Raw genomic sequence first — 17,224 nt, forward strand, 5'->3', positions numbered from 1 at the left:
GAAAAATAACTGATTAACTAGCAACCAGCAACAAATCAACTCCTTAATTTACTTTTACACTATTGACCTTGATTTTAATGTCATCATCTTCCCATTTGCTCGAGGTAACAATAACATAACCTTTCTTTTTCGGATCTTTTTTGATGGGAAACTTATCCTCTTCCCACTGATTACAATGTGTTGAAATAGGTGATAATAATGGTTTCCAGCTTGCTTTACTTAAAGTATACACGTAGAATGGATGCCAGCAACTGGTACACCAATTGGGATAAAAACCAATCTCATCTTTCCCGTCACCATTAAGGTCTCCCAAATTGTACAAACTTCCCTGATTGGCTGGCGAAACAATTATAGAGGCTATACTTTTATCGCTGAAGTAAATAGTGGTCTCACATTTTCCTTCACATTCATCACCGCAGTCACTTACTTTTGTATAGGCATATTCTTTTGTTCCGTTTCCGTCAAAATCTCCCTGGACTTTTTCTTCATTTCCTTGCTGAGCAAAACAATACGAACTGAAGAAGGTTATTGCAGTTATAATAAGTGTTTTCATTGTAGGTTTTGGTTTTTATATGCGGCTTACTTTCTTGTAACTCTTAGCAAAAGTATCAGAACTAATATCATTGAGAAAATAAAGCCCAGAACTGCCACCAAAGACAACTCCCCAATTCTTGGTCCGGATTCTGAAGAAAAAACAATAGCTGTTGCAATGATATTGGCTCCTAAAACCATAGCCAGAATCAGATTGACAACACTTGATTTGATCAGCTGGTTGGTTTTGTCTATATTTTTGATCTCACTGGATACTGTAAATTTGTTTTCATCTAGCTTTTGAAGAACAGAACGAAGCTCTTTCGGGATTTCATCTACATTATCCGTAAAATTCATCATCCGGTCCATCCCTGTTTTTAAAAGATTCTTAGGGTTTATTTTCTTGGTGAAAATCTTTTTCGTGTAAGGATGAAGACTTTTCACGATATCCAGATCAGGATTAATACTCCTTCCAACTCCTTCTATCAGGCTTATCCCTTTGAATAAAAGATAGAAATAATCCGGCATATAAAGTCTGTTGTCCTTCAAAATATCTTTCATCTTGTTAATGATCACCTGCACATTAATATCCTGTAATGATGAGCTGTGTACAAAATTCAGGATTTCTTCCACATCATTTTCAAACCGTCTTTCATCGGGGATCTCATAACTGATGGCCATTTTTTTGAGGGAACGAACTATTTTATGTGAATTTTTGGCTACAAAACTTACGATAAGACTTTCAAGAATTTCTTTATCATTAGGCTGAATTTTCCCAACCGCCCCGAAATCAATAAAAACGATTTTACCATCTTTCTTTACCAGAATATTCCCGGCATGAGGATCGGCATGGAAAAATCCGTAATCTAAGATCTGAGAAACAAACAACCTTAATCCTGCTTCAGAAACTTTTACAGGATCAATACCATTGGCTAATAGAAGGGATTTATCTGTAACCTTGATCCCATCAATGAATTCCATACAAAGAATATTATTGTTGGAAAACTCTTCGTAGACTTTTGGAACATAGGTTTCTTTATTATTTTTAAAATTCAGTCGGAACTGCAGGATATTGTTCCTTTCATTAGTCAAGGAAACTTCTTCCAGTAAAGATCTTTCAAAGGTAGAAATAGCCTGCTTCAGATTCAGTTTTTCTCCTATTTCCGAATAGGCAGATATCAGCTTTTCAATGTCTTTGATCAAAAGTAGGTCGTCTTCAATAACAGATTGTACGTCGGGTTTTCTCAATTTTAAAATTACCGGGCTGCCATCATTCAAAACAGCTTTATACACCTGGGCAATGGAAGCTGTAGCGATAGGTTCTTTCTGGATTTCACGAAAATAATCTTTCACGGAAATATTGAATTCACTTTCGAGCGCTTCTTCTACGTCCATATCTACTGTTTCCACTTTATCCTGAAGCTTCTGCAGCTCCTGGATCAGTTCCGGCGGTAAAAGATCTTCCCTGTTACTGAATGTCTGGCCAAGCTTTACAAAGGTAGGGCCCAGTTCCTCAAGAGCCAGTCTTATTCTTTCATAAACGGTTCCTTTAGAAATAATTTCATCCGAATTGGCAGTTTCGTCCTGCTTGTTTCCTCCATTCATCCTTGCCAGCATATCTTTGAATCCATATTTACTCAGTACGGAAATCAGTCTTGCGGATCTTTTCAGTTTTCTTTGCGGCTTGTCAAACATAGTCTATCAATAGTAAGTGCAATTTACTCCAAAAATTGTTCCTTTATGAAAAGAATCGTGATAACAACATTACGTCACAAAATTAAAAATTAAAACACATAATCAACATTTTACAGATAAAACAACAATCATAATATCAAAATTCAATAATTAGTGATAAAATTTAATATAATTATCTATATTTACAACGTACAAATAAAACAAACCAAAAGTATTAGAACATGAAAAATTTACGTAACAACAAACTTTCAAGAGAACAATTAAAAGGGATTGCAGGAAGCGGAATCATTATTGGAAACTGCTCATACCAATGCTGCCCTACAGACGGAAGACCAAAATGTCCAGGATTGATTTGCCCTGCTGTAGTATGCCCTCAGTATATGTAAAATCAGATTTTATACAGAATTATACACTACCCGAAGAAATATTCTTTGGGTATTTTTTTTGCTCCAAAAAATGCCTATGTGACAAAATTTATGGCATGTTATTTCTATCTAAAACAACAAAAAACACAAACCCAAACATTTAATTATCAAACAATTACATAAAAACCCTTTAAAACGAGAATTAAATTCATAATCATATTCAATTAATAACAAACCATTAATCTAATTACAACACTATGTTAAAAAAAATTATTTCAGCTGGTCTTATACTATCAGCAGTCGTGTTTACAACACAAGTAAAAGCTCAGGTAGCATCAGCTCATTCTATTGCCGAAGTAGCTACAAAAGAAATGAGTTATTTAGGCCTTACAGAATCGCAGATGGGTAAAATTGAAGAAATCAATAAAACTACCGCAGATGCGCTTATTGCTCTTGACAGCAAAGCCGGCGATAATAGCAGTTCCCAAAACAACAAAGTAATTGCTGATGAGTTTGTAGGTATCATTGCCCAGCGTCATCAGGCATTGGGACAAATCCTTACCCCGGAACAGATGGCAGTGGTAAAACAGGACAGGGCAGAAAAAATTGCGCTTTTCAGAACATTGCTGATGGTCCCGATTCTGGATCTTACTGAAAGACAAGTTGAGCAGGCCTATGAAATCAACTTCAAAGGAGTTCAGGAAGTTCAGAAAGATTTTGGAAAGCGTCTTAATAAGAAAAATGCAGGTCCTGCAGATGCAGACAGCAATAAGGCAAAAAAGGTTATTATCAGTGATTTTAAAGCACTGGATAAAGATTTTAAAAAGATCTTAAGTCCTGAACAATTTGAGGTTTATAAAAACAATCAGGATTTAATTAGAGAATCAGCTAAGAAAGGATAGTTTAATCTGTTTAAATAATTAAAATTCCGGGGCAGCTAGCTGCCCCGGAATTGTTTTATTTAAGGTAAGTTTCATAAAGATCTTTTCTTCGGTCTTTCATTACCTGAACAGAACCGTTGTGATGAAGATCTTTCAGTAAATTCAGATCAACATCAACAATCAGAGTCATTTCTGTATTCGGAGTCGCTTCTCCTTTCACTGCATTGGACGGAAACGCGAAATCAGAAGGGGTAAATACCGCAGCCTGCCCGAACTGAATATCCATATTATTTACCTTGGGAAGGTTTCCTACACAACCTGCAATGGCTACATAACATTCATTTTCTATGGCTCTCGCAGCAGCACAGTGACGCACTCTCATGTAGGCATTCTGGGTATCCGTAAGATAAGGAACGAATAAGATTTTCATGCCCTGGTCAGCTAAAATCCTTGGTAATTCCGGGAATTCTACATCATAACAGATGACAAGACCTATTTTACCACAGTCAGTATCAAAAACTTTAATTTCATTTCCTCCTTTCATCCCATAGTATCTTTTTTCGTTCGGGGTAATGTGAATCTTTCTGTATTCATCCATACGGCCATCGCGGTGAAGAAGATAACTTACATTATATAAATCATTATTCTCATTATCAAAAACAGGCATGCTTCCTGAAATAATATTCACATTATAGCTGATCGCTAATTCTGAAATTTTATTCTTGATCTGTTCGGTAAGCTTAGCCAGTTCTATCATACTGTCCCTTTCGGAAAGATTATTGAAAGGAGCCAGTAAAGGGGTATTGAACAGTTCCGGGAAAAGAACAAAATCTGATTTGTAATCTCCCATCACATTCACAAAGAATTCTACCTGTTCATAAAAAGCATCAATATCTTTGAAGGTTCTCATTTGCCACTGTACCAACCCAAGACGGATAATACTGTCCTGCATGGTATTCGGTTTTCGGCTGTAATAGATATTGTTCCACTGCAAAAGAACTGCATTTTCTCTCGATGCTTCATCTTCAGGAAGGTATTTTTTCAGGATTCTTATCGGAAGAAAATTATTGGAAAGCTGGAAAGACAATACCGGATCATAGATCTCTTTATCTCTTACTTTTCGGATATATTCTCGTGGAGAAAACTCGTGGCTGTATTTGTGATAATTCGGGATTCTTCCGCCCAGAACAATAGACTTGAGGTTTAGTAATTCACAAAGTTCTTTTCTTGCATCATACAACCTTCTTCCCAGACGGAGTTCACGAAATTCCGGATCTACAAAAACTTCTATTCCGTAAAGGACATTTCCCGTTGAAGTATGGGTATTGAATGTATAATTTCCGGTGATATCGCTATAGGTATGATCATCCCCGAATTCTTCGTAATTAACGATAATAGAAAGTGCTACAGCAGCTAGTTTACCGTCTACCGTAATACAAATCTGTCCGTTGGGGAACATTTTTGTCAGTTTATCAATACTTTTTTTGGACCAAATGGACTCCGACATTTGCGGGTAGGCCCTTTTCATCGTTTCCGCCAGTTCATCATAATCCTGAAGAGTCAGGTTTCTTGTTTCTATTTGCATTTGATGTAATTTTACTTAAATTTAGGAAAAATATTTTATTTAAATCCTTATATAAAAGTACTTTCCAACCATTTATATAAAAATTAACAGTGGATATTACCGAAACTTTACAAACAGCAGTTCACTCAAATAATTACTGGAAACATTCTGATTTCAGCTCTGTAGTGGAGGTACTTTCATTTCATTATGACATTCATATAGAAATGGATACAGAAAAAATTACGGCTCTGCACTTAGGAAATAAGCCCATAGGATATATCTGTTTGAATTATCCTCTGATTTTCATAGAGAGTCAATATGCTTTACAAGTAAAAAATCTTCTTCATACATTTCATGATATAGAATACATTGTGGTCAATACTCTATCTCATCCATATCTGTCTGTAAATCCTGATATTTATAATGCTTATTTTGATTTTATGGAAAACTTGAATACTTTTTCTGCTGAAGATTTTTATTTTTACAATGTAAATTAAAAATCATTCTTGTCCGATTAAATTAAAGCATAATTAGCAGGCCGCTCCTCTGGAGCTTTATTTTTATGGGAACTTCTTTTTTTCTACTAACAGCAGATCCCAACGGGATCAAATCCAGCTCCACTAGGAGCTAAGCTGTTAATAGGACATATTTGTTTTAAAATTATAGCTCCGGAGGAGCGGCCTGTTAATTCATGCTGTAAATATTGATATTCTCAATATATTTATACCTTTTATCGGAGAGTAATGATTATATTAAATTTTTATTAGCTGATGAAACCATACGCAGTAACTTTACTCATAAGCATCACCATTATTTTTATTCTAAGAATTTTTTATTCAAATTCAATAGTCAATCTCTCCCATAACGTAAACCTATTTTCGGCATCTGAAATAAAAGCTCAGGAAGTTAAAACCCTTGTTTATTTATATTTAGCCGGATTAGTATTTTTAAATTATCTTATCTTCCACAAGCATATACTCTTCAAATTGGTATATTGCTTGTTAATTGCTTTAAATATTTTACTGATCATTTCTTCATTAAAACAGTTTTAACAAAAAAAATCCCACCCAAAGCGGGTAGGATTTGTATTTAAAATTCAAGTCAAAAATTATTCCCACTCAATAGTTGCAGGTGGTTTGCTTGAAATATCGTAAGCTACTCTGTTGATTCCTCTTACTTCGTTGATGATTCTGCTGGAAACAGTATCTAAGAACTCGTAAGGAAGTCTGCTCCACGTTGCTGTCATAAAGTCGATGGTATTGGCAGAACGAACTACAGCTGTGTATTCGTAAGTTCTTTCGTCTCCCATTACTCCTACAGATTTTACCGGAAGAAGAACTACAAATGCCTGAGATACTTTTTCGTAAAGGTCATTTTTATATAATTCTTCGATGAAGATATCATCAGCTTCCTGAAGGATTCTTACTTTTTCAGCATCTACAGCGCCCAATACTCTGATTCCTAATCCAGGACCTGGGAAAGGGTGTCTGTACACCATGTGATGAGGAATACCCAATTCTTCTCCTACTCTTCTTACTTCGTCCTTGAAAAGCTCTCTCAGAGGCTCTAATAATTCGAACTCCATATCTTCAGGAAGTCCTCCAACGTTATGGTGAGACTTGATTACTGCAGAGGGTCCGTTTACAGACTGGCTTTCGATAACATCCGGATAAATAGTCCCTTGTGCAAGGAATTTAGCGCCTTCAATTTTGTGAGATTCTTCATCAAAAACATGGATAAATTCGTTTCCGATGATTTTTCTTTTTGCTTCAGGATCGTCAACACCAGCTAATTTTGTAAGGAATCTTTCCTGAGCATCTACCATTTTAATGTTCATATGGAAATGCTCTCCATACTGATCCATTACTTTCTTCCCTTCATCCTTTCTCAATAATCCCGTATCTACGAAGATACAAGTCAACTGATCACCGATAGCCTTGTGGATCAAAACAGCGGCTACAGAAGAGTCTACTCCTCCTGAAAGACCAAGGATTACTTTGTTGTCTCCTACTTTCTCACGGATTTCCTCAACTGTTTTTTCGATATAGTTCGTCAGTTTCCAGTTTTTCTCTGAGTTACAGATTCCGAAAACGAAATTTTCAAGCATTTTCCCTCCTTCTTCAGTATGAGAAACTTCAGGGTGGAACTGAACGCAGTAGATTTTACTTTCTTCATTAGAAATGGAAGCAATTACTCCTGATTTTGCGTTTAATTCAAAACCTGCAGGCAATTCTCCTACTTCATCAAAATGGCTCATCCAAACAACAGAGTTCTGAGTCACTCCTTTTAATAAAGAGCTTTCTTTAACGATCTCAAGGTTGGCTTTACCATATTCTCCTTTTTCTCCTTTATTTACTTTTCCTCCTAAAAGGTGAGCAGTCATCTGCATTCCATAGCAGATTCCCAAAACAGGAACTCCCTGTTCGTATAATTCTTTTTCAACCAGGTGAGCATTTTCTGCATTCACAGAACTTGGTCCACCGGAAAGGATAATTCCTTTTGGCTGTTTTGCTAAAATATCTTGTAATGGTGTATTGTAAGGTAAGATTTCAGAGTACACGCCCATCTCACGGATTCTTCTTCCGATAAGTTGGTTGTACTGGGATCCGAAATCTAAAATAATAATACCGTTGTTCATTTTGATAATTGATAAATGATGATTGATAAATGATAGAGCTAATGGCATTGACTAATGGCTTCTGGCTTGGAAAAAACTTCCCAATTTCACTTTCAGCAACTAATTTCTAACCTCTAGCGTCTAACTTCTAATTATTAACTGTTTTACAAAAAAAGACTTGGAATGTATCCAAATCTTTTTTCATGATTTTATTAAAACTTTCCGATGTCGTCTCTGTAGAAGCCGTAATCGAAATGTACATGACCTGCATCTTCGTAAACTTTTTTGCGGGCATCTTCGTAGGTAGCTCCTGTAGCCACAATGTTCAGTACTCTACCGCCATTGGAAACCACTTTATCTCCTTTACTAACTGCTCCGGCGTATAATAGTTTACTATGTTTCAGCTTCTCTTCTCCTGTAATTTCGAAACCAATTTCGATGTTTCTCGGATAACCTCCTGAACACATTACAAGACAAACGGCTTTTTCATCTTTAAATTTAAGTTCAATGTCTTTTCCTTCCATACAGTCCTGGATCACATCAAGAAGATTGTTTTCCATCAATGCCATCAATACCTGAGTTTCAGGATCTCCAAATCTCATGTTGTATTCAAGAAGGTAAGTTCCGTTTTTCGTTACCATCAATCCGAAGAAGATGATTCCTTTAAATCCGAAACCTTCAGCTTTAAGACCTGTAATGGTAGGTTCTAAGATATTTTTCTCAAAATCTGCATAATGTTCCTGAGTAAATTCCGGGCTTGGTGCTACCGAACCCATACCTCCTGTATTGGGTCCTGTATCTCCGTTTCCAGCTTTTTTATAATCTTTTGCTGCTACACACGGGAATAATTTATCACCGTTAGAGAAAGCAATGATAGAAGCTTCAAAACCTTGTAAATATTCTTCAATAACTAAACGAATACCAGCATCTCCATAGATTCTTCTGATCATGAAATCATGGATGGTAGCTTCAGCTTCTTCAAGGGTGTCACAAATAACCACACCTTTACCACCAGCTAAACCACTAGCCTTGATTACCAAAGGATACTGCTGTGTCTGCACATATTCTTTAGCTTCGTTATATGAATCAAATACCACAGCCTTCGCTGTTTTGATATCATAGGTCTGCATAAATTTCTTAGAGAAAGCTTTACTTCCTTCCAGGCTTGCTACTTTTTGAGTAGGCCCGAAAACCTTAAGATCATGCTTTTTAAATTCGTCCTTGATACCCGCTACAAGAGGAGCTTCCGGACCTACGATCGTAAGATCAATCTTTTCTTTAATAGCGAAATCTCTAAGTTCTTTGATTTCTGATAAATGAACATTTTTCCCTATTACATCGGTAGTAGCATTCCCGTTGGCAAAAAACATTTTAGAAATTCTTGAGTCATTCTGAAGCTTTGCCGCTAAAGCAGATTCTCTACCGCCTTCACCTATGATTAATATTCTCATACTTTATTTATTATCTAGTCTTATTTTACAAATATATAATTTTGAATGCTAAAAATACAATCCCTAATTATTTTTTAATTCTATTTTAATTAGTGGAAAAAGTGTCTAACCCCTGTAAACATCATTGGAATACCGTGCTCATTTGCAGCTTCTACGCTATCCTGATCTTTTACACTTCCACCTGGCTGAATAATCGCCTTGATACCTTCCTGAGCGCAGAAATCTACCACATCACGGAAAGGGAAAAATGCATCTGAAGCCAATACTAAATCTCCGGAGAATTTCTCTTTTGCTCTTTCGATAGCCTGCTGAGTCGCCCAGATTCTGTTTACCTGTCCGCCACCGATACCGAATGCCTGAATTCCGTTGGAAACTACAATTGCGTTAGACTTCACATATTTTACTACTCTCTGAGAGAAAAGTAATGCTTTTTTCTGCTCTTCTGTAGGCTGTACTTCTGTAACAACTTTAATATCGTCAGAGAAGTGAGTATCATTATCCTGAACCAGGATACCACCGTCTACTTTCACCCAAGTCTGTTTGTCAGAAACAGGGTTTACGATTTTGATGATTCTCAGGTTTTTCTTTTTTCTTAAAATTTCAAGAGCTTCTTCATCGAATTCAGGAGCCATTACAATTTCAAGGAAAGTTTTGTTTAATTCTTCCGCTGTTGCTGCATCAATTTTATAGTTCATTGCAACAATTCCGCCAAAGATAGAAACCGGATCACATTCGAATGTTTTCTGGTACGTCTCCAATGCTGAAGTTCCGATAGCCACTCCACAAGGGGTAGAGTGTTTTACGGCACAACAAGCCATTTCTTCTTTGAACTCAGTCACTACTTTCCAGCAAAGGTCCATATCACGAAGATTGTTGAAAGAAAGTTCTTTACCACCCAGCTGTTCAAAGTCTTTCATCGCGCCATTCTCGAAAGTAGAAACGTAGTAAGCAGCTGTCTGATGAGGGTTTTCTCCGTATCTTAAGTCAGCAACTTTTTTATAAGAAGCATTTAAATACGTAGGATATTCTTCATCTAAAAGCATTCTTGAAATTGCGGCATCATATGCAGAGGTAAGGTTGAATACTTTTCCTGCCAGTTTTTTACGGGTTTCAATGTAAGTATCCCCGTTTTGCTCCATTTCGATTTTCACTGCTGCATAATCTTCAACATCAGTGATTACCGTTACAGAATCAAAGTTTTTAGCTGCAGAACGAAGCATTGAAGGGCCTCCGATATCGATAAACTCTACTTTTTCATGTAAAGAAATGTCTTTGTTTACATTTTCAAAGAAAGGGTAAAGGTTTACGATTACCATGTCAATCAGACCAATTCCGTGTTCCTGAACGGTTTTCATGTGCTCTTCGTTGCTACGAACAGCCAACAATCCTCCGTGAACTTTTGGGTGTAAAGTTTTCACTCTTCCATCCAACATTTCAGGGAAATTGGTTACCTCATCAATCTGAATAGGATTTAAACCAGCGTCTTTCAAATGTTTGAACGTTCCTCCTGTAGAGATCAACTCATAATTCTGAGCTTCCAAAAACTGCGCGAATTCAATTAATCCACCTTTGTCAGAAACACTGATTAAAACTCTCTTTTTACTCATTTTACTTTCAATTTTTTACTTTTTACAGCTATTTCAAACTGTGTCCGGGTCTTTCACCTCCGAACTTACTTTTATTTTTACTTAGATTTCTTTTTATTAATGTAACAATGTATCAGTTTAGCAATATAACAATACCTTTAACATTGCTAAACTGGTAAACTGGTAAATTGTTATATTATTTATTTCCCAGGACCTTATTGATCGCTATAGGAAATATCTCATATTCAATCTGGTGGACTTTCTGAGCCAGTGTTTCAGGAGTATCATCAGCAGTCACTTCAAAAGACTTCTGAAGAATAGGTTCTCCTTCATCAATGCCCGACGTTACAAAATGTACAGTCGCCCCACTCTCTACTTCTTTAGCTTCAATCACAGCGTTATGAACATGATGTCCCCACATTCCTTTTCCTCCAAATTTCGGAAGTAATGCCGGATGAATGTTGATAATTTTTCCGTTCCAGTTTTCACAAAACTCAGGTTTCAGAATGGATAAAAACCCTGCCAATACAATTAAATCTGTATTTTCCGGGATGATTTTACTCAATTCGCTGCTGAAGTTTTTCCCTCTCGGAATCAGAACGTTTTCTATGTTATGGTTTTTTGCTCTTTCCAATCCGAAACATTCTCTGTCGGCAATCACTAAAGATACTTTTGCATTCTGGATTTCTCCATTATCAATGGTATCAATGATTCTCTGCAGATTGGTTCCTGAACCGGATACGAGTACAACGATGTTCTTCATTATTCAGATGTTAGATGTCAGATTTAAGATTACAGACTTACAGCCTGATGTCTAGAGTCTGAAATCTGATGTCATTTAAAATTTCAAATCTATCTTTTCTGCTCCTTCTGTGATTTCTCCGATTTCGTAAGCATCATCTAAAAGGTGTAATACTTTTTCAGCATGTTCAGCATCTACAACGATTACCATCCCTACACCCATATTGAATGTTCCGTACATTTCCTCACGGGCTACTCCACCTCTTTTTTCCAACTCAAGCATTACGCTAGGAATTCTGATTTTTGATTCGTCAATAGAAGCACAAAGTCCTTCAGGAATAATTCTTGGAACGTTTTCATAAAGACCACCTCCTGTAATGTGAGCAATTCCGCTTACTTTTACTTCTTCCAATACTTTATGAATATCTTTATAGTATAATCTTGTAGGAACAAGAAGTGTTTCATATAAAGGTTTTCCTTCAAACTCTTCTTCAAAGTTCGGGAATACTTTTCTTACTAAAGAGAATCCGTTTGAGTGGAATCCTGAGCTTGGCAATGCAATAATTTTGTTACCTGCTTTGATGGTAGAACCGTCAATGATCTGGTCTTTTTCTACGATTCCTACACAGAATCCGGCAACATCATAATCTCCAGGCTGGTACATTCCCGGCATTTCAGCAGTTTCTCCACCAATCAGTGCACAGTTGTTATCCTTACACGCTTCCACCATTCCTAAAACGATTTCTGCAGCGATTTCTGAATCAAGTTTTCCACAAGCCAGATAATCTAAGAAGAATAAAGGTTTTGCTCCGTGGCAAAGAATATCATTGGCACACATTGCGAAGCAATCTACCCCGATAGAATCATATTTTTTGGTATCTAAAGCTACTTTCAGCTTTGTTCCTACTCCATCTGTTCCTGATACAAGAACCGGATTTTTATATCCACCGATTTCATAGAAAGCACCAAAACTTCCCAAATGATTCAATACATTGGAATTGTGGGTTTCACCGACCGCTTTTTTGATCTTGTCAACCGTTTTGTATCCTTCTTCTTTGTCTACTCCTGCTGATTTGTAAGTGTTGCTCATGTCTGCTTAGATTTTTAGATTTCAGATTTCAGATTTCATACTATTTATGATCTAGTAACGGCTTCTGGAGTCTTCTTATCTTTTAATATTTCAATTACTTTTATACTCGATTTTAGAAAACAAAAAAGCCGACAATCTTTTCAGATTATCGGCCGTTATTTTATCTCAGAATTTCAGAGCCCACAACTTTCCCTTTATGAGAAAAACATTGTTTATAGGAGGTCTGAATTTTCATCTCTTTTCTTTTTGCAAAAATAGTAATTTTAAATGAATATTCAAATTCTATTTTTCAAGGATGGTTTCAATGGCCGCAATCTTCTTTATTTTTTCTTTCAACTCATTGATTTTCTCTTCATTAGAAATCTGTTGAGTGGTTTTATCAAAGTTATCATTAAAGAAAGGAAGTGAAAAAGTTTCCACCACATTTCCTCCGTGGAAAGGAAAACGCTTTGATGCAGCATCTAAAACTCCTGCTCCACCTCTACCTCCCGGAGATGTAGACATCAATAACATGGGCACTTCATTCCAAACTGTTCTGTCTTTGATTCTTGATACCCAGTCGAACACATTTTTGAATGCTGTAGAATAGGTTCCATTGTGTTCTGCCAAAGCGACCAACAATACATTCGCACCATCAATTTTAGCTGCAAAATCATGAGCTTCCTGAGGAACTCCACCTGCTAATTCTCTTTCATGTTTATAGATTGGCATTTCGAAAGGATTCAGATCCACTACTTCTACTTCTGCATTTTCAAATAATGTAGATGCATAGGCAACCAACTGTTTGTTCATTGAAACGTCTGAGTTGCTTCCTGCTATTGCTAAAATTTTCATATGTGAGGTTTATTTTTAAGATTACAAATTTAGTTTTTTATTTAAGATAAGACGGCAGTTCCATTGGAACTTCCATTAATAATACTTCAGTATCTTCCACGGCTTCGATATTAAAACTCTGAGTATCCCAGATTCCTAATCCGTCTCTTTCATTCAGAACGCGGTCTCCCATTTTTGCACTTCCTTTCAACACAAATGCATAGACTCCGTTTCCTTTTTTGTTCAGCATATAATTTTTACCGCTTCCTTTTTTAAAGTTGGCGAGATTAAACCATGCATCCTGATGAATCCAAACTCCGTCATCATTTTTATTTGGAGATAAAATCTGTTGAAATCCATTGATTTTTTCACCTTCTTTGATGCTTTTCTGATCGTATCGTGGTTCAACATTCTGTTCTTTTGGAAAAACCCAGATCTGAAGGAATTTCACCTCCTCATCTTTATTTTTATTGTATTCGCTGTGCATAACACCGGTTCCTGCACTCATCACCTGAATTTCTCCTTTTCTGATCACCGCTGTAGTTCCCATTGAATCTTTATGTTCCAGGTCTCCTTCCAAGGGAATTGAAATAATTTCCATATCCCTGTGTGGGTGTGTTCCGAAGCCCATTCCCTGAGAAACGGTGTCATCATTCAATACTCTTAAAACTCCAAAGTTCGTTCTGTCTCTGTTTTGATAGTTGGCAAAACTGAATGTATGGTAAGAATTTAACCATCCGTGGTTGGCATGGCCTCTTGAATCTGCTTTATGATATACTGTTTTCATTTTCTGTGATTATTTATAGTACAAATGTACGGGATGTAGGTGTTTAAAAAGTTGATGTAGGTTAAGAAAGGAAATTAGAACAGTAAAAGGTTGAGAAAGCCTGGGAAAATAGAGGTCATTTATAGGTTAGATTACGCAAAATGACGCGATTTTCATATTCTATAATATTTTTAAGGCGCAAAGATTTTATCTGCGATAAAATTTTATACGGGATATTTCTTACTCCATGATTAAATCTATTATAAATTAATACAAAGATCCGTGCTATCTGTGAAAATCTGTGGGAGATTATTATATTCTGAAGATCAAAAAACCGAATAAATATGAATGATAGATTTTAAGTTATGGCTAAAGCCAATGGAAAGACATCTATAGAAAAGCAGGCTAAAGCCCACTCTTATTGAATTTGTTGTTCTTATTTTTTAAAAAGAATTGTGGTATAATCTGTATTATAAGTTCTTGTTTCAATATTGAGTTTATTTAGAAGCATTTCGGCTTCAAGTCTTATATTTTTCCAAGTTTCATGATGGTCTAAAAAGTCCCAGTCCCAAATTTCCACAGGGATATCATCCACTTTCTTTTTAAAATTCAGCAGGTCTTTCTTAAAAGAATCGTCAATGAGTTTATTTCTGAAAATGGTATTAAATAAAACAGGGAGGAATGCATAATCAAGCTCTTCATACAGTTCTGCCAGTGGATCTATTAAAATGGGAGCCATTTCATCCAATTGGTCTACATTATAGGTATAAAGAATCAGTGAATTAATCATATAAGTATAATAGAGATGTACGTGCTTATCGTATTCAAGTAACTCTTCCTGAGTGAAGCCGTTATCTTCTAAATTTTCAGTGATATCTTTAATTCCAGCAACATTTTCATTTTCAGCCTTATCCTTTTGTTTTATAGACGAAAAAAACTTAGTCAAAAAATTAAGCTTCATGATAAACAATTTTAGTTTTAAAAAAATTACAAAAAAAAGATAGGTTTTGGCTAAAGCCAATCAATAAATATTGAAAGAGAAAACGGGCTAAAGCCCGTTTCTATTGAATTTTGCTATATTTTTTTATATTTAAATTAAAGTTTTCAGCGCAACTAACTTCTAACTTCTAACTTCTAACTTCTAACTTCTAACTTCTAACTTCTAACTTCTAGTTTCTAATTTAAAAATGCACCTGCTTGATTTCTTCTTCAATTTCCTTAGGGGTTTCATCTTCAGATTTAACAAAAATCATGGTTACTACAGCTCCTATCAGCATACAAACGCCTCCCACGACCACATAATCCATCGCCTGTTTTCCGAAAATACCACTCACCACAGGACCTCCGAATAAACCATTGATAATCTGCGGAATAACAATAAAGAAATTGAATATTCCCATATAAACTCCCATTTTTCTTTGTGGAATTACTTCAATAAGCATTGCATAAGGCATCGCCAGAATACTTGCCCAGGCAAAACCTAATCCGATCATTGAGATCCATAGATTGCTGACATCCTTAATGAAATACATTGAAACAAGTCCCAATCCTCCACACAACAAGGCTAAAGCATGGGTTTGTTTTTTACCAATCAGTTTAGCAATAGGGGTCAACAGAAAAGCAAACGGAATTGCCCAAAGGTTATACATTCCGAAAAGTTTTCCGGTAAGATCTCCCGCGTCATTAAATGCCTTGGAATGGGTATCTTCCGGGGAAAGTCCAAAATGATGGGTTGCCAGGGCACTGGTCGTAAATACCCACATGGTAAATAGTGCAAACCATGAGAAAAACTGAACAATTCCCAACTTTTTCATTTGTGCAGGAATCGCTGCAAAATCTTTGAAAATATCTGAAAACTTGGATTCCTGCTTTTCAACTTCTTTTCCATCTTCAAAATCAGCAAATTCCTGTGGAGAATATTCTCTGGTTGTCATGATGGTGTACAAAATTGAGATGATCAGCAGTCCTGCACCTATATAAAAAGAATAAATTACGTTATCCGCTACAAATCCAGCCGGTGCTTCATTGGAAATTCCCATTTTTGTAAGCCAATCCGGCAGATAAGAACCCAGTACTGCCCCAATTCCAATCAGAATGGTCTGTACTGAGAATCCTATCGTTCCCTGATGTTTCGGGAGCATATCTCCTACCAACGCTCTGAAAGGTTCCATAGCAATATTCACCGATGCATCCATCATGGCGAGGAATATTACAGCTAACAAAAGCGCATTGGCGGCAAACATCTGGGTAACGGAAGCTGCATTAGGAAGTAAAACCAATCCTATTGCACACAAAACAGCTCCAATCAGGAAATAAGGTTTCCTTCTTCCCAACGGACTCCAGGTATTGTCTCCCATATGCCCGATAATGGGCTGAACAATCAAACCTGTAACGGGAGCAACGAGCCAGAACCATGACAATTCGTGAACATCTGCCCCTAAATTACCCAGAATACGGCTTGCATTTCCATTTTGTAATCCGAACGCCATTTGAATTCCAAGGAATCCCATACTCATGTTAATAATCTGGAGCATGGATAAGTTTGGCTTTTTTCTTTTTCCAAATGGCCCCGAATCATATCGCCCTACCATTTCTGCCATTACGACTTCAGTTTTTGAATTAGTGCATCTTCGATAGGGGCTTTTTCAGTCACCACTTTATCTACCACCTCATTAGGAACCGTCACAGAAAGAACATACTGTTTAACCTTCCAGTTTCCGTTAATTTTCTCTACCACTCCGGAACCTCTACAAATTTTCATTTGAGTATCCAATAATTCATCAAACCATGCCAGTTTCCCATCTTTACTGAAATAAATATTTCTTTTAAGGGCTTTAAAATTCCAGGTTTTCTTTTTGTCGAAATAAGGTTTTGCCCAGACCATAAATGCTTTTTTATCCCAGATTTCTGTAGCATCTGTTCCAATGAAGGTAGATTCATCTGCAAATAGATTAAAATAAGCATTGTAATCTGCTTTTGCAGCAGCTGCGTTGAATGCATCAAGCATGGTACTTATTTCCGATTTTTCTTTTTCAAATCCGGTCTTCGACTGTGCGGTAAATGAAGAAAATCCCAGTAAAAAAAGGATCAATGTATAAGCAGTCGTTAGTTTTTTCATAGGTAA

General features: G+C 36.4%; 16 protein-coding genes. 3 read left to right on the top strand and 13 right to left on the bottom strand.

Annotated elements, in window-relative coordinates:
- Window positions 1-43 precede the first annotated feature (43 nt).
- Both JOE44_RS08260 and JOE44_RS08265 read right to left on the bottom strand, forming a co-directional pair.
- Entirely contained in the window at window positions 44-553 is a 510-nt protein-coding gene (locus JOE44_RS08260) for a hypothetical protein (protein ID WP_209785170.1), read from the bottom strand.
- Window positions 554-579: 26 nt separating this feature from the next.
- Entirely contained in the window at window positions 580-2,226 is a 1,647-nt protein-coding gene (locus JOE44_RS08265) for an AarF/UbiB family protein (protein WP_209785171.1), read from the bottom strand.
- 221 nt (window positions 2,227-2,447) lie between these two features.
- Between JOE44_RS08265 and JOE44_RS08270 the strand changes: the two genes are divergently transcribed.
- Entirely contained in the window at window positions 2,448-2,612 is a 165-nt protein-coding gene (locus JOE44_RS08270) for a hypothetical protein (RefSeq protein ID WP_209785172.1), read from the top strand.
- Between the two features lie 236 nt (window positions 2,613-2,848).
- Complete coding sequence (locus JOE44_RS08275; protein WP_209785173.1) at window positions 2,849-3,493, top strand: hypothetical protein; 645 nt, start codon at window positions 2,849-2,851, stop codon at window positions 3,491-3,493.
- Window positions 3,494-3,548: 55 nt separating this feature from the next.
- On the opposite strand, the gene JOE44_RS08280 is transcribed toward JOE44_RS08275, so the two are convergent.
- A complete protein-coding gene (locus JOE44_RS08280; protein WP_209785174.1) occupies window positions 3,549-5,057 on the bottom strand; it encodes a carbon-nitrogen hydrolase family protein in 1,509 nt (502 codons plus the stop codon).
- Window positions 5,058-5,146: 89 nt separating this feature from the next.
- On the opposite strand from JOE44_RS08280, the gene JOE44_RS08285 reads away from it, so the two are divergent.
- Window positions 5,147-5,533 (top strand): hypothetical protein, encoded by a 387-nt coding sequence (locus JOE44_RS08285; RefSeq protein ID WP_209785175.1) that lies wholly within the window; start codon window positions 5,147-5,149, stop codon window positions 5,531-5,533.
- A gap of 611 nt (window positions 5,534-6,144) precedes the next feature.
- On the opposite strand, the gene guaA is transcribed toward JOE44_RS08285, so the two are convergent.
- The 10 genes from guaA to JOE44_RS08335 form a co-directional block, all read right to left on the bottom strand.
- The gene (gene guaA, locus JOE44_RS08290; protein ID WP_209785176.1) at window positions 6,145-7,674 is read right to left on the bottom strand and encodes a glutamine-hydrolyzing GMP synthase; all 1,530 of its coding nucleotides are present in this window, start codon (window positions 7,672-7,674) and stop codon (window positions 6,145-6,147) included.
- Window positions 7,675-7,865: 191 nt separating this feature from the next.
- Window positions 7,866-9,104 carry a phosphoribosylamine--glycine ligase gene (purD, locus tag JOE44_RS08295; protein WP_209785177.1) on the bottom strand — a complete coding sequence of 413 codons (1,239 nt, stop codon included), beginning with the start codon at window positions 9,102-9,104 and terminating at the stop codon, window positions 7,866-7,868.
- A gap of 89 nt (window positions 9,105-9,193) precedes the next feature.
- On the bottom strand, window positions 9,194-10,711 hold the full coding sequence (gene purH / locus JOE44_RS08300) for a bifunctional phosphoribosylaminoimidazolecarboxamide formyltransferase/IMP cyclohydrolase (protein WP_209785178.1): 1,518 nt from the start codon (window positions 10,709-10,711) through the stop codon (window positions 9,194-9,196).
- 175 nt (window positions 10,712-10,886) lie between these two features.
- Window positions 10,887-11,453, bottom strand: a complete 567-nt coding sequence (purN, locus tag JOE44_RS08305) for a phosphoribosylglycinamide formyltransferase (protein WP_209785179.1) — start codon at window positions 11,451-11,453, stop codon at window positions 10,887-10,889.
- Window positions 11,454-11,528: 75 nt separating this feature from the next.
- Window positions 11,529-12,521 carry a phosphoribosylformylglycinamidine cyclo-ligase gene (gene purM, locus JOE44_RS08310; protein ID WP_209785180.1) on the bottom strand — a complete coding sequence of 331 codons (993 nt, stop codon included), beginning with the start codon at window positions 12,519-12,521 and terminating at the stop codon, window positions 11,529-11,531.
- A 282-nt stretch (window positions 12,522-12,803) separates the two neighbouring features.
- The gene (locus tag JOE44_RS08315; protein WP_209785181.1) at window positions 12,804-13,355 is read right to left on the bottom strand and encodes an NAD(P)H-dependent oxidoreductase; all 552 of its coding nucleotides are present in this window, start codon (window positions 13,353-13,355) and stop codon (window positions 12,804-12,806) included.
- Between the two features lie 37 nt (window positions 13,356-13,392).
- Window positions 13,393-14,121, bottom strand: a complete 729-nt coding sequence (locus tag JOE44_RS08320) for a pirin family protein (protein WP_209785182.1) — start codon at window positions 14,119-14,121, stop codon at window positions 13,393-13,395.
- A gap of 415 nt (window positions 14,122-14,536) precedes the next feature.
- Window positions 14,537-15,061: a hypothetical protein gene (locus JOE44_RS08325; protein ID WP_209785183.1), complete on the bottom strand. Its 525-nt coding sequence runs from the start codon at window positions 15,059-15,061 to the stop codon at window positions 14,537-14,539.
- A gap of 220 nt (window positions 15,062-15,281) precedes the next feature.
- Window positions 15,282-16,700, bottom strand: coding sequence for an MFS transporter (locus JOE44_RS08330; RefSeq protein ID WP_209785184.1), 1,419 nt, complete (start codon window positions 16,698-16,700; stop codon window positions 15,282-15,284).
- Complete coding sequence (locus tag JOE44_RS08335) at window positions 16,700-17,218, bottom strand: nuclear transport factor 2 family protein (protein WP_209785185.1); 519 nt, start codon at window positions 17,216-17,218, stop codon at window positions 16,700-16,702. Before JOE44_RS08335 ends, JOE44_RS08330 begins: the two co-directional genes overlap by 1 nt.
- Window positions 17,219-17,224: the final 6 nt, after the last annotated feature.

Origin of the sequence: Chryseobacterium sp. PvR013 (assembly GCF_017833095.1) — a bacterium.
Classification (GTDB): domain Bacteria; phylum Bacteroidota; class Bacteroidia; order Flavobacteriales; family Weeksellaceae; genus Chryseobacterium; species Chryseobacterium culicis_A.